The sequence below is a fragment of the Chryseobacterium geocarposphaerae genome, assembly GCF_002797535.1.
Taxonomy (GTDB): Bacteria; Bacteroidota; Bacteroidia; order Flavobacteriales; family Weeksellaceae; genus Chryseobacterium; species Chryseobacterium geocarposphaerae.
In genome coordinates this window covers 1347296-1367627 of sequence record NZ_PGFD01000001.1, presented here as the reverse complement: position 1 = coordinate 1367627, position 20332 = coordinate 1347296, and the positions used below count along the sequence as shown (strand labels likewise).

Genomic DNA, 20332 nt, shown 5'->3' with positions numbered 1-20332 from the left:
CGCCTCTTTTTAAAGTCGATTTTTCACTCTACCTTTATTCTATCAAAAGTTTATACTAATACTATTAAAAAAATAAAAGATTTATGAATTCAGCAAATACAGCATCATTTTATGAGATATTTAAAACCGAAAATGAAATCCCGGAAGAATATAAAGTTCCGGAAATTCACCAGAAAGTTTACCTGTTAAACGGTGAACTGGTAGAATGGAACGGGGAGGTTCAACATATTTATTCTCCTGTCTGCATTCCTACAGAAAACGGATTGGAAAGAAAATTATTGGGAAGCGTCCCGAACATCGGTCCTGATGATGCCATGAAAGTTCTTGATGCCTGTGTAAAAGCCTATGATAATGGGTTGGGAGAGTGGCCGACTATGTCTGTGGAAGGAAGAATTAAATGTATGCAGAAGTTTGTGTATTTAATGATTCAGCAAAGAGATCTGGTGATTAAATTATTGATGTGGGAAATCGGGAAAACACTGGCCGATTCTACCAAGGAATTTGACAGAACAGTAGATTATATCAATCAGACGATCGATGCCTTAAAAGATTTAGACAGAGAATCTTCACGTTTTCAACAGGCAGAAGGAACAATTGCACAGATCAGAAGAGCTCCGCTTGGTGTTGTTTTGAGTATGGGACCATTCAATTATCCTTTAAATGAAATTTTTACCACCTTGATTCCTGCTTTGATCATGGGAAATACAATTTTATTTAAACTTCCAAAGCATGGTGTTTTAGCACATTATCCTTTATTAAATGCATTTAAAGAAGCTTTTCCTAAAGGAACGGTAAATACATTGTATGGAAAAGGTTCGGAGATCATTACTCCGATTATGGAAAGCGGGAAGGTGAATGTTTTAGCATTTATCGGTTCCAGTAAAGTGGCAAATGGACTGAAAAAACTGCATCCGAAAGTTAATCGTTTAAGAGCAATCCTGAGTTTAGATGCTAAAAATGCTGCCATCGTTACAAAAAATGCAGACCTTGATGTGGCTGTAAGTGAATGTATTTTGGGTTCACTTTCTTTTAACGGACAAAGATGTACGGCTTTAAAGCTAATTTTCGTTCAGAAAGATGTTGCGGAAGCGTTCACACAAAAGCTGACCGCAGCTGTTTCGGCAATGAAGCCCGGGCTTCCTTGGGAAAAAGATGTGAAGATCACACCCCTTCCGGAAGTAAACAAGCCTCCTTATCTGAAAGAATGTATTGAAGATGCAGTATCAAAAGGTGCAAAAGTGCTTAATGAAAACGGAGGATTTACAGAAGAATCTTTTGTTTTTCCGGCAGTGGTTTATCCGGTAAATAGTGATATGAAACTGTATCATGAAGAACAATTCGGACCGGTAATTCCTGTGGTTCCGTTTGATGATATTGAAGAGCCTATCGATTATCAGGTGAACGCCGACCACGGAATGCAGGTAAGTATCTTTAGTGAAGATCCTGTTGAAGTGGCTAAGCTGATCGATCCTTTTGTCAATTTGGTAAGTCGGGTAAACATCAATTGTCAGGCACAGAGAGGACCCGATGTCTTTCCTTTTACAGGAAGAAAAGACAGTGCGGAAGGTACACTTTCCGTTTTTGATGCCTTGCGTTCATTCTCGATTCGTTCTTTGGTAGCAGCAAAAGTGACAGAATCCAATAAAGAACTTCTGAATACAATTGTAAGAGACCACGACTCTAATTTCCTGAGTACGGATTATATTTTTTAATTAAATAATTGATCATTAAAATAAAGCCCGCAATAATTAATTTTATTGCGGTTTTTTTGATTAATGAAATCAAAAATGGCATTGGAAAAGATATGTAATATTAAAATCTTATTGTAAATTACTTTTTATGTAGGTCGAAATGTAACAAATATTTAAAATTCCTACTAACTGAAACATAGCCTAATTTAATGTCTTTACTGGAAAAAGAATTCCTGGAAAAAATTGACAAGCATAAAGGTGTGATTTTCAAAATTTCCAAGATGTATATGGACAATCCCGACGATCAGAATGATCTCTATCAGGAGATCATTTATCAGGCGTGGAAATCCTACAGCGAATTTCAGAAAAAGAGCGAATTTTCAACATGGCTTTATAGAACGGCACTCAATACAGCTATTGTATTTTTACGAAGTGAAAAAAAACGTAGTTTTATCCAGCATCAAAGTATAGAAAATCTCAATATTCATCAGGAATCTTATAATGATACGGACGACAGGAATATGAAGATGATGTATGAAGCTATCCATCAGTTAAGTCCAATCGACAAAGCACTTATTTTTTTCTTTTTGGAAGATTTTCCGGGCAGAGAAATCGCTAAACAGTTAGGAATTACGGAAGTAAATGCAAGGGTAAAGCTTAATCGGGCAAAAGCTAAGCTGAAAGAGATAATTGAAAAAAGAACGGTTTAAATTTTAAACATCTAAAGTATGGAATTAGATAATTTTAAAGAACTCTGGAACAAAGAACATCATGATCTTCCGGAAATTTCTTTGGAAAAACAGAATGAAATTCATTCTCCGCTGGAAATGATCAAGATTAATATGAAAACCGAGTTTTGGCTTATGGTTGTTACGTTGCCTATGGTGTTCATCGGCTTTCCGTTTACTACCAATGATTCTAATGTAAGGACAATTTCAATATTTGTAACATTCCTAACTGTCGGATTAGTTGTTTATTTTTATTCCAGGTTTTTGAGGATTTATAAAATGCTTACAAAGACCAGTACCAATACCAATTACGATCTTTTCAATATTAAAACCCAGCTTTTGGTGTGTAAAGAGATTTATATTTCTTATTATATTTCTTATATCCCTTTGGCTTTTGTTTCTTCTTTAGAACAGATCAACTTTCAGTTTAACGAAGATTATCATATTGCTATTTTCGCAACAAGTTTTCTGATTGCAATTTTATTACTCTGCGTTATTGTAAAATATTGGATCTACTATATGTATGGGAAATACATTGAAGATGTTGTACGTCTGGTAGATGAGCTTAACGGAATTGAATTACTACCCCGAAAAATCAAAAATAAGACATGGTTTGAAAAGTCTCAGAGGTATTTTATTGATAAGTTAGGTGTTAAAGGAAACATTTTGAATACAATCTTGTGGTTTGTTTCAGTGTATTTACTTATGATTTTAGTACTTGTCATAATTCTTAGCATCATTATTATTGTAGGTGCAAAGCTGGATTTAATCAATTTAAATATTCTTTTAAAAGCTTTAAATAAAGGAAATTAATCATATGAATTAAAAATTCTTAAAAAAATAAATAATTTGTAACATTTTTAAAAATTTCCTACTAACTGTCAGATTTAATCAAAAATAAAATATGAAAAAGACAGTTACTATTGCTAAAGCTTTGATTTTTACATTTTCGATCGGCGTTGCGCCGTTTTCTTTGGTTTATTCTCAAAATACAAGAATATCGGAAAGTTCTGCTGAGAATTTACCTAAAATAGTGAACACCTCAGAATTAGGAACTTTCTATTCTGATTTTACCGATTACAATACTTCTTCCCGAGGTCTTGAAACAGATTTGAGAAAATGGTTAGGTTGCCAGAGTAATGACACCTTTAAAATTGTAAAGACGTGGGAGGATGATTTAGGGGTTAAAAAAACAATGTATCAACATTTTTATAAAAGCATAAAAGTTCAGGATGATATCATTGTTATTCACGAAAAAGATGGAAAGGTTGTGTATGTAAATGGAGAATTTGTTAGAAATATAGATATTCCTGTCGTTGTAGCCCCTCTTTCTCAGGATGAGCTAAAAAATACCATTGCAGCGGTTTCCAAAACCTCTTCTGAGAAAATTACATTATCACCTGCGGAAAGTGTTATATCTAAAACAAATACTCAAACAGGATTAAAAATAAACAGCAGTACAATGGTATCTGCATCTTCAATGATTGCAACTGTTTTTTCGAAAACTTATTATATTGACAATACTACGAAACAGGTTGTAAATGAAATGTCTCTTATTCATAATGCAGATACTCCATCTTTAAGTACCACCTACTATAAAGGAAATCAAAATATGACCGTAGATTCTTACAATGGAAGCTATAGGTTAAAAGATAATACAAGAAAAGTATGGACTTTGGATGGAACAAATTTGGGAAGTGCAGGTGGATACGGTTTGGATGCGCAGGGATATGTTCTTCCTGCATCTGGTCCTGTAGAATATACTAGCTCTACGGCTAACTTTACAGCTACATCTACTAAAGCTCCTGTAGAGATCCACTGGGCGATACAAAAAGCCAACGATTTTTACAGTACTGTACTAAACAGAAATAGTTTTGACGGAAACGGTACTGCAATTGCCAATTATTATAATGTAGACTTTTCTATTTTTAATCAGCCGGGTCAGGCAAACCCTACACCTGCAGGATATGGTGCAAATGCAACTGCTATTACTTTCGGTACAAGTACCGGAGGACAGGTGCATTTTATGGCGTATGGGAATGGAAATCTTCCATCCAGTCCTGGAGCCTTCAATCCCTTTGCCGGAATTGACGTAGGAGGTCACGAATATTCACATTTAGTTGTAGCTACTAACGGAACAGGAGGACTGAATTACCAAGGTGAGTCCGGAGCAATTAACGAATCTTTTGCTGATATTTTAGGAACCAGTATCGAGTTTTATGCAGCACCTTCACAAGCTAACTGGACAATCGGGGAAGGACTGTGTAATTTTGCGCCAGGTTATTTGAGAAGTATGGCTGCACCAAAAACGGGACCTGCAGTACTTAGCTCACAGCAGCCTGATACATACAATGGAACATATTGGCAAAGTACAGCTGCCGGAGCTGCGGACAATGGAGGAGTGCATACCAATAGCGGAGTAGGAAATAAATGGTTTTATCTGCTTTCGGTAGGGGGAGCCGGAACAAATGATAATGGAACAGCATATAATGTTACCGGTCTTACCATACAAAAAGCCGAAAAAATAGCATTTAAAACTTTAACGGGAGGATATCTTACTGCAAATGCGACCTATTTAAACCTTTATAATGCTTCAAAGCAAGCAGCTATAGCTCTTTACGGAACAGGCAGTAACGAATTACAGCAGGTAGAAAATGCTTGGTGTGCAGTAGGATTAGGTAATTGTGCAAGTTTATTAGCAGTGCATGAAATCACAAAATCTGATGCACAGAATATCACTGTCTATCCGAATCCTGTAAAGAATGGTTTATTCACAATAAATAATAACAGTAAATATGAAGCAACATTTGAAATTTATGATGTTTCAGGAAAGTTAGTAAGGGGTTTAGAAAAATTAAATAAAGAGAACAATAAAATTACAATCAACGGATTTCAGAAAGGAGTTTATATAATTAAAATTAGTTTCAATGGTACTGCTATTTCTAAAAAGATAGTGGTAGAATAAATTTTCACGATCAAAAAACACAATGGAAGCTCGGCAGAAATATTTCTGCCGGGTTTTTTTATTTATTTTCACAAAAGCTGTAACAATTTTTTTTAATTGCAACTAACTCTTTAGAGTAACGAAAATCATGACCTCATTAGAACAGGAATTTCTAGAAAAGATCGAAAGGCATAAAGGAATCATTTTTAAGATTTCCAAAATGTATGTGGATGAAAAGGATGACCGCGACGATCTTTTTCAGGAAATTACGTACCAGGTATGGAAGGCATATCGTGGTTTTAAAGGGGAAAGCGAATTTGCAACCTGGCTGTACAGAATTGCTCTTAATACCGCGATCATATTTCTGAAATCCGAAAAGAAAAGAAGCTTTATAGAAAACGATAATGTTTCTAATTATAAAATTGTACAGGATGAGTATGATCATGACAAAGAAGAGAAGCTGAAGGAAATGTATCGGGCTATTCATCAGCTTAACCCGATCGATAAAGCATTTATTTTTTATTATTTAGAAGATTTTTCCGGAAAGCAGATTGCTGAACAAATGGGAATTTCTGAAGGTAATGTAAGAGTAAAAATGAACCGTGCCAAGAATAAGTTAAAGGATATTCTGAACACCAATAAATACTAATTTTTTAAATCAATTATCATGAATATAGATGAACTGAAAAATACCTGGAATGCAGACGATTCTTTTGAAGAAGCTCCGCAGATAAGTATTGAGCAAAAAAATAAAATTAATTTGCCGCTAGAGAAAGTGCGAAAGAATATGCGTAAAGAGTTTTGGTACACTTTGATAACTTTCATCATCGCTTTTTTTGCTGTTTTGTCCTGTAAAACTTTTAAACTACAATTTTATCTATCTGTTTTGATTGTTTCGATGGCATTTGTAATTGGGTTCTTTTTTAGTAAGTTTTTTAAGCTTTATAAAGAAATTAGCAATACTGAAATGAGTACCTATGATTCCTTGAAAGATTTATTGCAGCAATTTTATCTCAATAAACAATATTATATTTCCTTCTATTTAAGCTTTGTACCTTTCCTGGTTTGCGAAATGATTATTGTCATTGAATTTATACCACATTCAAAACCTTTGAGTGAACTTAAAACAGCTGTATTATTAATAGGTTCGGTTGTGATTGGTTTATCTGCACTCTTTCTGATGGGAAAATACTGGTTTCATCGTTTTTACGGAAAATATATTGAACAGATTGAAAGTCTTGTGACAGAATTTAAAAAATAAGAAAGCTTCGGCGGGCTTTTAGCCCGCCGAAGCTTTCTTATTGGGTGTAATAAGCCGGAAATTCTCTTACAATCGAATAAAAATCTCTGAATTCAAAATAATTTGGACTTACACTGCTTACATTTTCAAACCCCTGATCTTTAAATAGTTTTTTGGTTCGTGTCACATGAAAATACTGAGAGACAATAATGAGGCTGTTGAATTTTAACTGTGGCTTTAGCTTTAGAGCATTGATAACGGTGGCTCTTGTATTGTCTCCATGATTATCAACAATGATCAAAGAATCGGGAATACCTTTTTCAACAAGAAATTCCTTCATTTTGTCTCCTTCATAAAATCCTTCTTTTCCCAATCCGCCACTCACTAAAATCTTTTTTATGCGATGATTTTCATATAGATCGATCCCGCTTTCCAGACGTTTTTCTAATCTCTTTGATAAAGTCCCGTCTTCATTTACCTTATTTCCTAAAATAACAGCAAGATCAGCATTCTGTCCAGAATCAGAAAAGCCATCAATGGTAATGTATAGGGAATGAACAAGAAACCATAAGATGATTACAGAAGCAAGAATTTTAAAGAATTTAAAAATATTTTTATTCATCAAAATGATTATTTTCCATTTTTATCATTTACGATTTTCTTCATCACCCATTCCATCTGGCGGTCTTTTTTATCCAAAATATCCTGAATGTTTTCTGTAATGGTAACATCTGGAATCACTCCTCTTTCCGTGTTGGTAAAAGAGATATTGGGCTGTACCAAAGCCAAGCCGATCGGTAAGCTTATTTTGGAATGAGGTAACTTCTGATAAGAATAAAATCCCGCAATAGTGCCGTCATTAGCACCTCCTGTTTCTTCTCCTACTAAAGTAGCAAGTTTATCATTTTTAAGTTTTGCAGCTATAATGGATGACGCTGAAAAACTACCTCCATTAATGAGTACAAAAACCTTTCCGTGAAAAGCATCTTTTTGGGGTTGGGTTTCGCGGTCCGCTTTCATTTTATAATAAACAATACTGTCTTTTTTATAGGTGCTCATCGTCTGACTTACAAGAAAAGCGGGATACAGCAAGCTTTTAAAAGTGTAGTTTAGCGCATTGCTTTTTCTGAAATAATTGGTTTTTAAAGGACTGCTTTTTGAAGTAACTTGAGAGCGTTTAATTAAGGTGAATGGTTCAGAAGCCAAATAAGAATACAGGTTGTTAATTTCATCCAAAGATCCGCCATAATTATTACGGATGTCTATGATGAGGTATTTTGCTTTCGCATTTTTAATTTTGGCAAAAGCCTCTTTATAGAATTTTTCTGAATAGGTTCTCGAAAAACTTTTGACTTTAATATAGGCTATACTGCTGTCAGGAGCCAGGAATTTGAAAGTACGGTTATAAGAATCATTAAAGGCAACATAGTCATTTACCTTTCTTTCCAGTGTTTTCTTTTTTTGTTCCTTATCTTTTTCGAAATCGGTTTTAGATTTTTCAGCTCTTTTTAAAATGTAGGTTTTTATTTTTTTATCATAAAGGGTTTCAATTTTTGCGGTATCATTAAAGCCAAACTCTGCGCTGTAAAAATTAAAGAATATATCTTTTAAAAAATAAGGCTGAAAAGTAGTATTGTACCCGTCACTGCTGATGAGATTTTTATATTTTTTTAAATAGACAGGTACAGGAACATCGTTTATTTTTAAAATTTCAGTTCCCGGTTTTATATTTTCGATCGAATCTTTGTTTTCGATGATATATAAATGTTCTCCGCTTACATAATATTCAAACCGGCTGAACATTCCCTTCTTATTTTCCAGAGATTTGAGTTCTTTCTTTGTAAATTTTTTTATCGGAATTCTTAAAGAAAGATGCCCTTCTTTTATACTGGCAATTACAGGCTGCAGCTTAAAATAAAATTCAAGTGGGGTAAGAGGCTGATCTATGGTTTGCTTAAGACTGTCAAACTTATGATCTAACTGTTTTTTGGGAATATACCAGTAAAGTCTGGGATGCATTTCCTTGATTTTGGCGTAAGCATAGTCTACATCTTCCTTCAGTTCTTCAGGAGGAATACATGAACTTCTCTGCTCATTATGCTTTCTTACAGATGAGCAGGATGAAAGAATGAGAATGAATAATATAATAGGGGAAAACTTTCTCAATGTTTTTGAAATTTCAATGGGCTAATTTATAAAAGTTTAGAATATTGTTTTGCTTTTTACATAAAATTAAGTAAAAAATAAAGGTATTCTTTTTGTTGATCCGTCATAGAAGATAATGTCATACATTTGACTATTTAGAAAATGATATTTATACTTGTTACAATAACGGTTTTAATCATCCTGTATTTTATAGTGACCAGTCAGGATGTTTTCGGGGCGGAAGCCAAAGGAGAAAGACTGAAAAGAATGCAGCAGTCAAAACATTTTAAAGATAAAAAGTTTCAGAATTTAAGCTATACTCCTTCGCTTACAGAAGGGTATTCTATGCCGAAAGTAATGTCTGATTTTTTTTTCAAAAAGAAAGATCCGCTTTTAAAACCTGTAAAAAATCTTCCGTCCATTCATACAGATTTGAAAAACCTTTCAAAAGATAAAAATGTTTTCATCTGGATGGGGCATTCATCATATTTTATTCAAACCGATGGCGTTTCTTTTTTAATTGATCCTGTGCTCAGTTTGTATGGTTCTCCGTTTAAATTTTTCAATAAAGCATTTGCAGGAGCCGATATTTTCAAACCGGAAGATATTCCCAACACCGATTATTTGGTCATTACTCATGATCACTATGATCATTTGGATTATCCAACCGTAAAAGCAATTAAAGATAAAGTAGGAAAAGTTATTTTACCTCTTGGCGTGGGTGCTCATTTGGAAAAATGGGGGTATAAACCGGAACAATTGATTGAAGAAGAGTGGGGAGCTGAAATTATTCTAAAGAATGATATTAAAATAATATTTACCCCTGCAAGACATTTTTCAGGAAGAAAAACACAAAGAAACGTTACGCTTTGGACCTCTTATGTGTTGGAAACACCTACCAAAAAAATATTTTTAGGAGGAGATAGTGGATATGATACTCATTTTAAAATGATCGGAGAGCAATTTGGTCCGTTCGACTATGCCATTATGGAGAATGGGCAGTATAATGAAGCCTGGAAATACATTCATGCCTTACCGGAAGATGTAATTCAGGCAAGTATAGACGTGAAGGCAAAGAAGATCATTCCGGTACATTCTTCAAAATTTGCATTGGCACTGCATCCATGGAATGAGCCTTTGGAAAAAGTACTGCGACTTGGAAAAGAAAAAAAACTGAATATTTTAACACCTATGATTGGTGAACCTGTTGACCTCAATAAAGAAGATCAGCAGTTCAGAATCTGGTGGGAAGATTGATCAGGCGTGCCAGATTCCTTTATATCTTGCCGGATGATTTTCGAATTGCTGTCTCACAAAATCACATTCTGGATCTACGAGCAGATCTTTTTCTTCGGCATAGCGTACCAGTTCGTCTAAAAGCATTTTGGCGTATCCTTTTCCCTCCACCTCTTCATTAAGCTTGGTATAATATACAATAAGAAGTCTTCCGTCAATTTCTATGGACATATAACCGGCTTTTTTTTCATCAATCAATATCTGCAATTCGTCCTGATATGGAGATATTTCAAATTTTATATTTTCCATAATATCGAGATTTTTGGCGGTTAAAAAAATGAGGTTTTATTGTTTTTCTCTTCTTAAAATTACAAATTTAAAATGAAAAATAATTGTTTTTTAGCTATTTTTAAAACTAATTATTAAGAAATTAAGGAACTGAAAATCTTGACAATCTATTTTTATTGAAAGAACAGAGAGGTTAATTTACCTGGAAATTCAAAAAATATATTCCTTTGATTGAAATATATCATTCAGATTATCAAATTCTTATATTTTTGAACGGAATTTAAAACTGATTTGGCATTCTAATTGAAAATTAATAGGTAGTTTAATTTTAAAACGCATGAAATGAAAAAGTTATTATTAACAGCAATGCTTGTCGGGACATTTGGATTAACATATGCACAGTCAGATTATTATAACGATTACAGAAGAAGTATAACAGATATCAACTGGGCATCCGTAATTACCGATTTGGTGCTGTCGCAGACACAGGCTAACCAGATTTATGTTCTGAATGATAGATACCATGATTACAATTCATGGAATAGAGTATATGTCAATAATCCCGATAGATGGAGAGAAGACAGATATTTTGAGCTGGAAAGAATTTTAGGACCTGATAAGTATTTAAAATTCAAAAATAAATATTATAAAGGACAAAATCCGGTGGCCGTTTATAACCGTAATAAGAATAATAATAAAAAATACAAGCAAGGGAATAAAAAGGTCTATATCTATAAAGAAAAAGGCAACGGGCATCATCATTAAACCAATTATCAACTATACATTCAATTTTAAAATGGCTAATCGAAAGGTTAGCCATTTTTTATTTTATCAATGGTTATTATTTTTTTACACAACTTATGTTTGAATTTTATAATTTTGAACCATGGAATCCAGAGAAACAATAAAAGGTTTTTACGAGCGAAATGCTCAGAACCAAGGTTTACAATGTATCAAAACTCCGGGAGTAGGACACTTCAATGTTTTTTCACGTGAAAACTGTTCATCCATTACGCCGTATAGCAGAAGAGACTATTACAAAATTTCACTAATTATTGGAAAAGGAAAGCTTCATTATGCAGATAAGTGGATTCACGTGGACAGGCCTGCATTATTATTTTCAAATCCTGTGATTCCCTATTCATGGGACGCGGATGACGACGATCAGAAAGGGTTTTTCTGCCTTTTTACCGATCAGTTTTTACATGATGGAAACCGGTTGGGAACACTTCAGGAATCACCGCTTTTCAGAATTGGAGGAACTCCTATTTTCTTTATTGATGAGGAACAGCAGAAAACCGTTTCGGATATCTTTATTAAAATGATGACGGAAATCCAGTCAGATTATTTACATAAATACGATATGCTGCGCGCTTATCTTCATCTTTTGATCCATGAAACCATGAAGATGCATCCTGCGGAAAATTTTGAACCTTATCAGAATGCTTCTCAACGGGTAGCTTCTCTATTCATGGAATTATTGGAAAGACAATTCCCGATCGATAGCCCGGAAAGATTTTTAAAATTGAAAAGTCCGGTGGATTATGCAGAAAACTTGTCCATTCATGTCAATTCGCTCAACCGTTCCGTAAAGGAAATTACGGGAAGAACAACAAGTCAGCAAATCACCTCAAGAATTATCCAGGAAGCGAATGCACTATTGAAGCATACAGACTGGAACGTTTCTGAAATTGCTTACGGACTGGGATTTGAAGAACCTGCTTATTTTACCAATTACTTTAAAAAACAGACGGGAATGACTCCCAATGCTGTTCGGACTTCTGTTGTTTGAATTTTATAATTCTTCGTTTGAATTCTATATCAGAATCTTTGCATTTCGGTTATAATTTTGTCCTGTAAATTTAAAATCACAGCATATCATGAAATTTAGAAAATTAGGAAACACAGAAGAACAATTATCGGCTATTGGTTTGGGATGCATGGGGATGAGCTTTGCGTACGGACCGACAGATGAACAGGAAAGTATTAATACATTACATAGAGCTTTGGATCTAGGAGTGAATTTCTGGGATACGGCAGATATGTATGCGAATGGGGAAAATGAAAAGCTGATCTCCAAAGTATTGGTTCCGAACCGTGATAAAATTTTTATTGCTACAAAGTTCGGGTTCAGATTTAAAGACGGAAAAGCAAGTCACAGCGGAGCTCCAGGAACTTATTTTGATGGTTCTCCGGAATGGATCAAGCAGGCGGTTGACCTAAGTCTTCAGAGATTAAAGATTGATGAGATCGACTTGTATTATGCTCACAGAGTAGATCCTAATATTCCTGTTGAAGAAACGGTAGGGGCAATGGCAGATCTGGTAAAGGCAGGAAAAGTCAGATATTTGGGATTGTCAGAAGCTTCCGCGGAATCTATCCGAAAAGCAAATAAAATTCATCCGATTACCGCTTTACAGTCAGAATATTCTATTTTAACAAAAGATGTTGAAAAAGAAATTCTGCCAACAATCAGAGAGCTGGGAATTGCTTTAGTTCCTTATTCTCCTTTGGCGAGAGGGCTTTTCTCTAATATCAACGATGTTCAGAACTTTGGAGATGAAGATTTCAGAAGATCATTACCACGCTATCAGACAGAATATTTGGAAAATAACAAGAATTTGGCTAAAGAAATCAATGATTTTGCAGCTTCAAAAGGCGTGAAGGGAACTCAGTTGGCTCTTGCGTGGGTACTAAACCAAGGTGAAGATATTATTCCGATTCCTGGAACTAAACGTATCAAATATTTAGAAGAGAATGTAGAGGCCATCAATCTCGAACTTTCCAAATCTGATTTGGAAACTATTGATGCTATCCTGAAAAAATATCCAAATACTGGAGAAAGATACAATGAAGGATCTATGAAACTGGTAAATAACTAAAAAATTACAGAAAATTCAGTTCCCGAGCATTTGGGAATCTGAATTCTTAATGAAGAATGGTAACACTTAAAGAAAAAAATAAATTTATTGCTACAATCTTAGCATTTGCAGTCATTCCGATGTCGGGTCTGGCAACCGATATTTATCTGCCTTCCATGCCGAGTATGGCAACCGAACTGCATCAGACGGAAAGTAATATTCAGCTCACTTTATCCATATTTTTAATCAGTTACGGACTCACCCAGTTTTTTGCAGGGAGTATTGTTGATTCTTTTGGAAGATATAAAGTTTCAATGGCTTCACTGGCTTTATTTGTAGTGTCATTTTTAATAACAGCAACTACTCAGAATATTTTTATAATCTATACGATGCGTGTATTGCAGGGAATTTTGTCTGGCTTTGCCGTGGTTTCCAAAAGGGCATTTTTTGTGGATGTCTATGAAGGAGATGAACGGAAACATTATTTGAGCATCATGACCATTGTATGGTCTGTCGGGCCAATCATTGCACCGTTTATCGGAGGATATTTGCAGAAAAATTTCGGATGGCAGTCCAATTTCTATGTCTTGGCGGGGTACAGTTTGTTGCTTTTAATCTTAGAATTGATATTCTCGGGAGAAACATTGAAAAAAAGAAATCCTTTTCATATTGAATTCTTATTAAAAGAATATGAATCGATGTTTAAAGCAAAAGATTTCTTTTACGGAATGCTGATGTGCGGACTAAGCTACTCAATGATTATGTTCTTCAATTTGTGTGGATCTTTCATCATTGAGCATAAAATGGGCTACTCAGAAGTGGTGGCAGGCTACGTTTCCCTTATCCTTGGTTTTGCATGGATGACAGGTGGATTCTTAGGGAAGGCATTGATTAATAAAGCGTTTTTACCTAAAATCCGGTATGCTAATTTCATGCAATTGATTTTAATCATTTTGATGTTTGTGGCTTCTTATCTCTCAAGCAATATTTACAGTTTGGTTGCATTTGCATTTTTAATTCATGTGACAGCAGGATTTATATTTAATAACTATTTTTCTTATTGTATAGGACGATTCCCGAATTCTGCAGGGATTGCAGGAGGTTTGACCGGCGGAATTGCCTTTATCATCACATCAGCAATAAGCTACGGAATTGCAGCGGTAATAAAGCCACAGATTCAGTTGCAGGTGGCGGAAGGTTATTTTATTTTAGGTGTTTTAGGACTGATCATTTTAAGCATGATTAAAATAAGAAAAGCACACGCTTAATTTCGCATAAATTTTAATGGTTGACATCAATATTTATATTTTTCTATTTATAATTTTCTACAATAAAACCTCTCAGATGTTGAGAGGTTTTATTTTTACATAAGTAATTTGAAAAGTTGATATTTGTTTTATAAAAGACGGATGAGTTTTATTTTTACTTTAAATTCTTTCTAACACTAATTTCTGATCATAGATTCTTCTAAACATAAAATAGGTTATAGAAAGTACTGTGAAGGCCACAATGGCATCAATGGTTGCCGGAAAACCAAGCACTGCAATTTTGGAGAAAAAGGCGAATATAATATCAAAGAACATTCCTGCAAATACCCATTCCTTTAATCTTAAGAATCTGTTAGGAATCAGTAAAACGATAATTCCGGATAATTTAAATACACCTAAAATATAAATGAAATGCGGTGGATAACCTAATTGTTGAGTGATATTCCAAACTACCGGATTTTTTGTCAGTTCAAAGAAGCCGCTTGCTCCAAACCAAAGTGATATAAAGATTGCGCCTGACCAAAAGATGATTTTTGCTGTTTTTGTTTCCATTTTTTATTGTTTTAAGTTGTTAATATTTTTTATAATGATTTTTACAAATTCCTGCCATTTTAACGAAGGAAGAATCATAACTTTAATAATAGATTCTTCATTTCGCTCCATTCAGAATGGCAGAAGAGTCTTAGAAAGAAACTTTTGCGGAACCAAGAATTTCTCCTGATTTCATATTCTGGATCATTCCGATAATTTCCCAGTTATTCATGTTGAAATTTTCCGGAAGTTTGAAGTTTGTTGTTCCTGCCGTAGAGTTTTTTAAAGCAATTTGATTCTGTTGATGAACAATTTGCCAGTGAATCAGATGACGGCCTTCATTTTCACCTCTTTGTACGTTGGTAGAGGTTTTTTTTTCAACCAAAGTGATGAACAATTTATTTTGAGAATTACTTTCTGAAGTTTTAAAGTTTACATTAATTTCTTTCTCAGTAACCTTTGCAGACAGATCGATTTTAGCGTTATTGGAATTCAATAAAGCGGTTTGGATTGAACTTTCTACCGCATCCTGATCAGAACCTATAAGTTCCTTTTTACCATTTACGATCAATTGTGGCGTGTAAACCTGTGAATGTAAAATCTGGGCATATTGTTGTTGGCGTTTGGAATTTTCTGCACTGCTGAACTTATCCTTCCAGCCCAGATGATTCCAGTAATCCACGTGATAAGAGAGGATATAAACTGGCTGATCTTTGTATTTTTCTTCGATTTCCCCCATTAACTTATCTGCAGGAGGACAGCTTGAACAGCCTTCGGAAGTGAATAATTCCAATACGGCAAATCCGTTATTGTTTGTTGAGGTACTTTGTGGTGCCGTTTTTTTATTTTCTTGGTAAACGAACGCGGATACGGTGAACATCAATGCTATGAAAACTACCGTTCCTATTAGATTTTTTAGTATCATTTCTTTTAATTTTGATTCAAAAGTAGATACCTTTCCGGGGCGAAAGAATACAAAAAAGGTTCAACCGGACAAAATGAATGGTGAACCTGTATTTTATAAACTTAAGATTTTTAGCAAGAAGTTGAAAGATGAAAGTTTGAGGTCTTAACGGTCTTCCAGCCAGGTGAAAAAACTGTGGGATTTCTCTTTATTGATTAGGAGCTGTTCAGGAGTTTCAACGGTTAATTTCACAAGGATTTTTCTCTGAAAATAATGCTCCATTTCTTTGATTGCACTGAAATTGATGATGTATTGCCTGTTGACTCTGAAAAACTGTTTTTGAGAAACCTGTTCGGCAATTTGTCCCAGAGTTTGGGTAAGCTGAAACTGTTGCTTGTCAAAGGTCATAAGATGCGTAATTTCATTATGAATAAAGAAATACGCAATATTTTCCGTTGGAATGGTAGTATATTTTTGATTTTTAAAAACCAAAAAACTTGATTTTGCAGGAGTTTGGGGTTGTGTAATTTTCTGTAAAAGAGCTTCCAGTTCAGGAAGTTCTGTTTTCTGGAAGAATTTCTTTAATTCGTCAACCTTTCGGAAAGCTTCGGCAATATCTTCACGTGAAAATGGTTTCAAAACATAATCGACACCTTTACTTTTAAAAGCATCGAGCATATATTGATCGAAAGCAGTACAAAAAACCACAGGACAGGTGATTTCGACCTGCTTGAAGATTTCAAAGGATAGTCCGTCTGACAAATGGATATCCATGAAAATAAGATCGGGTTTGCTGTCTTTCAGAGCTTCAATGCTCATTTCAATACTGTCGTAAACTCCAATGATTCTTGCTTCAGGTTTTAATTCTGCGATTAAGTTCTGAAGGGATTTTGCGGCTCTGAATTCGTCTTCAATAATGATTATATTCATGGATAAGAGGAAGTTTTATTTGGAAGGTTTTTTCATCGGAATTAATTTCAATTTCCTGTTCTAGCAGATGCTGATAACGTAATTTTACATTATCAAGTCCGATTCCTAATGAATCTTCAATGGTCATTTTTTTCTGAATTGGATTTTCGATAACGATTTTATTTTCAGAATTATAGATTTTGATGTGCAAAGGTTTGCTTTGTGAAACAATATTGTGCTTAATACAGTTTTCTACTAATAATTGTAATGTGAAAGGCGGAATTAATGTTTTTATGACATCTTCATTTAATTCTTGGGTAAGTGTAATTCCTTCGCCAAAACGGGCTTTTTGTAGAAAAATATACGAATCGATAATTTTCATTTCTTCCTGAACCGTAATTAGATCCAATTTTCTGCTTTCCAGGGTAAATCTGTAAAAATCAGAAAGCTTCATGATGAAATCTACGGTTTCAGAATCATTTGTTTCTGCCATAGATTTTAATGTATTTAAACTGTTAAAAAGAAAATGCGGATTGATCTGTTGTTTTAATAACTCAAACTGGGCACCGAGATTGTCGCTTTTCACTTTTTCCAGCTCAAGCTGAACCTGTTGTCCGGCATAATTATTTTGCAATAAAGTGAGGAACATATAACATACAAGGTTAATTAGAATTCCTCGAACTTCGATCATTAACATGGTCGGACCAAAATTAATATGCGATAAGATAAGCTGCTGAATCCATGCCAAACCAAGCATCACTACCATTCCAAAAACGAGAACAACCATGAGCCTTGAGTAGGAAATATTTTGACGTCTTTTTCCTGAATTCCGGTTCAGCATATAAATATTGAGGTACCACATCATCACTGAAAATGTAGCCGTTATAGCTGAATTCACTACCGCTTCTTCCCAGTTGAATGCATGGGAAGCCAATTGCGGAACTGAAGATAATATTCCCAAAAACAGGGAACTTATCCAAATGACGGCCTGTGAGATTTTTATTTTTTGTTGTTGCATGACAACTGCGGATTTTAAGGTGTTAAGGTAGGTAAAATGCTTTGAATGTAATAGTGAATTGATAATTTACATTTCACCCAAAAATCCGGAGCTGATTTTTCAACTCCAGACTTTCAGATTTCATTTTTACTTTTATTTAAGGTCTTACGACAGGCTTGTAACTCAAAATATATTGTATTCTTTCCTTTTTATTCGGCTGGATTTTTTCTTTTTCTGAAGAATTTTGAATCTTGTAGGAAATATTTCCGTTTTTATCAACGCTGAGAGTTTCTATACTTAGCAGTTCTCCTGTGATGGTTCCTCCGATGTACTGCGGATTTTCATGGTATTTCCAGGTAACCAGTTTAAATTCAGAATTGGGATCTGGCTGATGATTTCCATTCATTAAAGAATTCAAAGCTTCCTGATTTCCATATAATGCGGATGAAGTTTCTTTGGTTGGATTTAATGAGGTCGAGATGAATTGTAAATTTCCGGGATCAAAAACTATTCGTTTTAAGTCTTTATCAGGTTCATCTATTTTGCAGGCAGTGAATATGGCACAAATTGATACGATGATTAGGAATATTTTTTTCATTATTTCTGTAGGTTTTTAATTAATCTTTCGGTATTTATTTTCATAGGAACATCAAACAGGTAGCCTGTTTTTTCGGCTAATTGTCTGTGACAGGCAATGCACGATTCTTTTGCGAATGAGGCTGTTTTTCCTGTCGGATGAAGATCATTTCCTGAAAATTTTGCAAATCCCCAACCTTCAGTATCGGTGTATTTTTTAGAATCTTTAACCATGAACTGAGCATTCACAAAGTCTCCGGCTCTGATTTCTCCATTGGCTGAATTTTCTTGTTTCCACACAGATTTTACGACAACACTTCCGTCTGGCCAGGGATGAAAATTTTCTGTTTCGATGGCTTTTACCGCAATGTCATTTCCGTAAATAGCACGGATTGAATTGTCAAAAAGAGTGCTCAAGCTGATGACTTTCCATTTTTTGTATTCATCCGTATATTTTATACCATTGGGAGAAACCGGAAATTTTGATGGGGTCATTTTTTCTGATGTTTCAGTATTCTGATGAATGTCTTTCACTTCATTTTTTGTGGGAGCAACACCGGAAAGTGAAAGTGTATATTTTCTTATCGTTTCAATATTTTCAGGAGTGATCTTTGCAGATGGGTGAAGCAGCGTATATTCATGAAGCGGCATCTTTCCGCTTTGCATCATATTAAGAATTGCATACATTCTTCCTTTGTGCTCACCGGCAGAATAATAATCCCATTTTGAAAAATTAAGAACTTCTCTCGCTCTCTTTACATCTTTATCCACACTCCAAGAGATTGGTGCAATTTTATCATACCAACTCAATTTTTGTTCATTGGAATGACAGGCAAAGCATGAGTTTTCCAGAATAGCGAGAACCTCACGGGGCGCTTCAATTTTTTTTGAAACAGATTTTCCTTCTATTGGCTTATTGAAAAGCTGTAAAATTCCGAATATTCCCAGGATTGCTAAAAATACTGTAGCAATGAGATTTACGTTTCTTTTTTTCTTTACTGAGTCCATAATATTGATTTTTTATGGACCAAAAATAGGGACTTGAAGAAGGTTTTAAAATCCTGAATTAGGTGAACCGGACAAATCGAAAGGTGAATGTGGAATTTTTGAAGTTGAATGTTGAAGAGGAAAATGCGGCGGCTGGAAGTTTGAAAAACTTCCAGCCGCCGCATTCCAAGGGATAAGAAATTTAGATTATAAAATCATTCCTCCGTCTACAATGATTTCTGTTCCGGTGATAAAACTTGAATGAGCATCATCTGATAAATAAGTTACGAGTTTGGCGACATCTTCTGCAGTTCCCATTTTTTTTAACGGAATTTCATTGATGAGATAATCCGTTAAACCACTTAAAGTGTTTTCGTCTAAGCCTGCTTTATTCATGATTTCGGTTTTTGTTGGTCCGGGACTTACCATATTGACACGGATTTTTCGTGGTGCTAATTCTGCTGCTGCTGTTTTTGCTATAGAATTTAAAGCTGCTTTACTCGCCTGATACACCGAACTGTTGGGTTTATAAGTTGAAGCTACAATGGATGATAAAACTACAACAGAAGCCCCATCGTTCAACAAAGGAATGAATTTGCTTAAAGTGAAATAGGCTCCTCTGAAATTAATATTCATTACATTATCAAAATTTTCAACAGACATATTTTCAATAGGAACTAAGCCACCTGTAATTCCGGCATTGATAAATAAAATATCCACTTTTCCGTATTGCGCCTCAACTTCTTTTTTTAAGGCATCAATGTCCTCTAGCTTAGCTTGGTCTGCCACAAATGAGATTGCTCCCAATTCTTCTGCTGCTCTTTCAACGGCTTCTTTTCGTCTTCCTGTGATGATTACTTGTGCACCTTCTGCCAATAATTCTTTTGCGGTTGCATACCCGATTCCGCTGTTACCGCCTGTTACAATGGCTAGTTTGTTATTAAATTTATTCATTTCTTTAAAATTTTTGACAAAGTTATTTCAAATTGATATACTTTTGTAATCAGTATCACAGAGTATATCAGTA

The 20332-nt window shown here is 34.6% G+C and carries 21 protein-coding genes; 11 read left to right on the top strand and 10 right to left on the bottom strand.

All coding sequences use genetic code 11. The features are described 5' to 3' along the window. Nucleotides 1–83: 83 nt before the first annotated feature. The 6 genes from CLV73_RS06035 (at nucleotide 84) to CLV73_RS06010 (ending at nucleotide 6624) form a co-directional block, all read left to right on the top strand. Entirely contained in the window at nucleotides 84–1712 is a 1629-nt protein-coding gene (locus CLV73_RS06035) for an NADP-dependent glyceraldehyde-3-phosphate dehydrogenase (RefSeq protein ID WP_100375949.1), read from the top strand. A gap of 188 nt (nucleotides 1713–1900) precedes the next feature. Beyond that, nucleotides 1901–2401: an RNA polymerase sigma factor gene (locus CLV73_RS06030; protein WP_100375948.1), complete on the top strand. Its 501-nt coding sequence runs from the start codon at nucleotides 1901–1903 to the stop codon at nucleotides 2399–2401. Between the two features lie 18 nt (nucleotides 2402–2419). Then, nucleotides 2420–3232 (top strand): hypothetical protein, encoded by an 813-nt coding sequence (locus CLV73_RS06025; RefSeq protein WP_100375947.1) that lies wholly within the window; start codon nucleotides 2420–2422, stop codon nucleotides 3230–3232. 91 nt (nucleotides 3233–3323) lie between these two features. Continuing rightward, entirely contained in the window at nucleotides 3324–5384 is a 2061-nt protein-coding gene (locus CLV73_RS06020; RefSeq protein ID WP_100375946.1) for a M4 family metallopeptidase, read from the top strand. 127 nt (nucleotides 5385–5511) lie between these two features. Further along, the gene (locus CLV73_RS06015) at nucleotides 5512–6012 is read left to right on the top strand and encodes an RNA polymerase sigma factor (protein ID WP_100375945.1); all 501 of its coding nucleotides are present in this window, start codon (nucleotides 5512–5514) and stop codon (nucleotides 6010–6012) included. Nucleotides 6013–6030: 18 nt separating this feature from the next. Continuing rightward, nucleotides 6031–6624, top strand: a complete 594-nt coding sequence (locus tag CLV73_RS06010) for a hypothetical protein (RefSeq protein ID WP_100375944.1) — start codon at nucleotides 6031–6033, stop codon at nucleotides 6622–6624. A gap of 37 nt (nucleotides 6625–6661) precedes the next feature. On the opposite strand, the gene CLV73_RS06005 is transcribed toward CLV73_RS06010, so the two are convergent. Then, the gene (locus CLV73_RS06005; protein ID WP_100375943.1) at nucleotides 6662–7225 is read right to left on the bottom strand and encodes a YdcF family protein; all 564 of its coding nucleotides are present in this window, start codon (nucleotides 7223–7225) and stop codon (nucleotides 6662–6664) included. Nucleotides 7226–7233: 8 nt separating this feature from the next. Continuing rightward, nucleotides 7234–8769, bottom strand: a complete 1536-nt coding sequence (locus tag CLV73_RS06000) for a S41 family peptidase (protein ID WP_228424257.1) — start codon at nucleotides 8767–8769, stop codon at nucleotides 7234–7236. Between the two features lie 141 nt (nucleotides 8770–8910). Between CLV73_RS06000 and CLV73_RS05995 the strand changes: the two genes are divergently transcribed. Next, on the top strand, nucleotides 8911–10005 hold the full coding sequence (locus CLV73_RS05995) for an MBL fold metallo-hydrolase (RefSeq protein ID WP_100375942.1): 1095 nt from the start codon (nucleotides 8911–8913) through the stop codon (nucleotides 10003–10005). On the opposite strand, the gene CLV73_RS05990 is transcribed toward CLV73_RS05995, so the two are convergent. After that, nucleotides 10006–10293 carry a GNAT family N-acetyltransferase gene (locus CLV73_RS05990; protein WP_100375941.1) on the bottom strand — a complete coding sequence of 96 codons (288 nt, stop codon included), beginning with the start codon at nucleotides 10291–10293 and terminating at the stop codon, nucleotides 10006–10008. Nucleotides 10294–10614: 321 nt separating this feature from the next. Here CLV73_RS05990 and CLV73_RS05985 point away from each other — a divergent pair, with 321 nt between their 5' ends. The 4 genes from CLV73_RS05985 (at nucleotide 10615) to CLV73_RS05970 (ending at nucleotide 14401) form a co-directional block, all read left to right on the top strand. Further along, nucleotides 10615–11037: a hypothetical protein gene (locus CLV73_RS05985; RefSeq protein ID WP_100375940.1), complete on the top strand. Its 423-nt coding sequence runs from the start codon at nucleotides 10615–10617 to the stop codon at nucleotides 11035–11037. Between the two features lie 121 nt (nucleotides 11038–11158). Then, nucleotides 11159–12064 (top strand): helix-turn-helix domain-containing protein, encoded by a 906-nt coding sequence (locus CLV73_RS05980; RefSeq protein WP_100375939.1) that lies wholly within the window; start codon nucleotides 11159–11161, stop codon nucleotides 12062–12064. Between the two features lie 88 nt (nucleotides 12065–12152). Continuing rightward, entirely contained in the window at nucleotides 12153–13154 is a 1002-nt protein-coding gene (locus CLV73_RS05975; RefSeq protein WP_100375938.1) for an aldo/keto reductase, read from the top strand. Nucleotides 13155–13210: 56 nt separating this feature from the next. Continuing rightward, nucleotides 13211–14401: an MFS transporter gene (locus tag CLV73_RS05970; RefSeq protein ID WP_100375937.1), complete on the top strand. Its 1191-nt coding sequence runs from the start codon at nucleotides 13211–13213 to the stop codon at nucleotides 14399–14401. Between the two features lie 159 nt (nucleotides 14402–14560). Here the strand turns inward: CLV73_RS05970 and CLV73_RS05965 are convergent, their stop codons facing one another. From CLV73_RS05965 to CLV73_RS05930, 7 genes are all read right to left on the bottom strand, one after another. Further along, nucleotides 14561–14953 carry a DoxX family protein gene (locus CLV73_RS05965; RefSeq protein WP_100375936.1) on the bottom strand — a complete coding sequence of 131 codons (393 nt, stop codon included), beginning with the start codon at nucleotides 14951–14953 and terminating at the stop codon, nucleotides 14561–14563. A gap of 130 nt (nucleotides 14954–15083) precedes the next feature. Further along, complete coding sequence (locus tag CLV73_RS05960) at nucleotides 15084–15857, bottom strand: DUF1223 domain-containing protein (RefSeq protein ID WP_100375935.1); 774 nt, start codon at nucleotides 15855–15857, stop codon at nucleotides 15084–15086. A gap of 144 nt (nucleotides 15858–16001) precedes the next feature. Continuing rightward, nucleotides 16002–16766: a LytR/AlgR family response regulator transcription factor gene (locus CLV73_RS05950; RefSeq protein ID WP_100375933.1), complete on the bottom strand. Its 765-nt coding sequence runs from the start codon at nucleotides 16764–16766 to the stop codon at nucleotides 16002–16004. Beyond that, complete coding sequence (locus CLV73_RS05945; protein ID WP_100375932.1) at nucleotides 16747–17763, bottom strand: sensor histidine kinase; 1017 nt, start codon at nucleotides 17761–17763, stop codon at nucleotides 16747–16749. Before CLV73_RS05945 ends, CLV73_RS05950 begins: the two co-directional genes overlap by 20 nt. A gap of 136 nt (nucleotides 17764–17899) precedes the next feature. Continuing rightward, the gene (locus tag CLV73_RS05940; RefSeq protein ID WP_100375931.1) at nucleotides 17900–18340 is read right to left on the bottom strand and encodes a hypothetical protein; all 441 of its coding nucleotides are present in this window, start codon (nucleotides 18338–18340) and stop codon (nucleotides 17900–17902) included. Further along, nucleotides 18340–19326 (bottom strand): heme-binding domain-containing protein, encoded by a 987-nt coding sequence (locus CLV73_RS05935; RefSeq protein WP_100375930.1) that lies wholly within the window; start codon nucleotides 19324–19326, stop codon nucleotides 18340–18342. Before CLV73_RS05935 ends, CLV73_RS05940 begins: the two co-directional genes overlap by 1 nt. A 186-nt stretch (nucleotides 19327–19512) precedes the next feature. After that, a complete protein-coding gene (locus CLV73_RS05930; RefSeq protein WP_169925737.1) occupies nucleotides 19513–20259 on the bottom strand; it encodes an SDR family oxidoreductase in 747 nt (248 codons plus the stop codon). Nucleotides 20260–20332 lie beyond the last annotated feature (73 nt).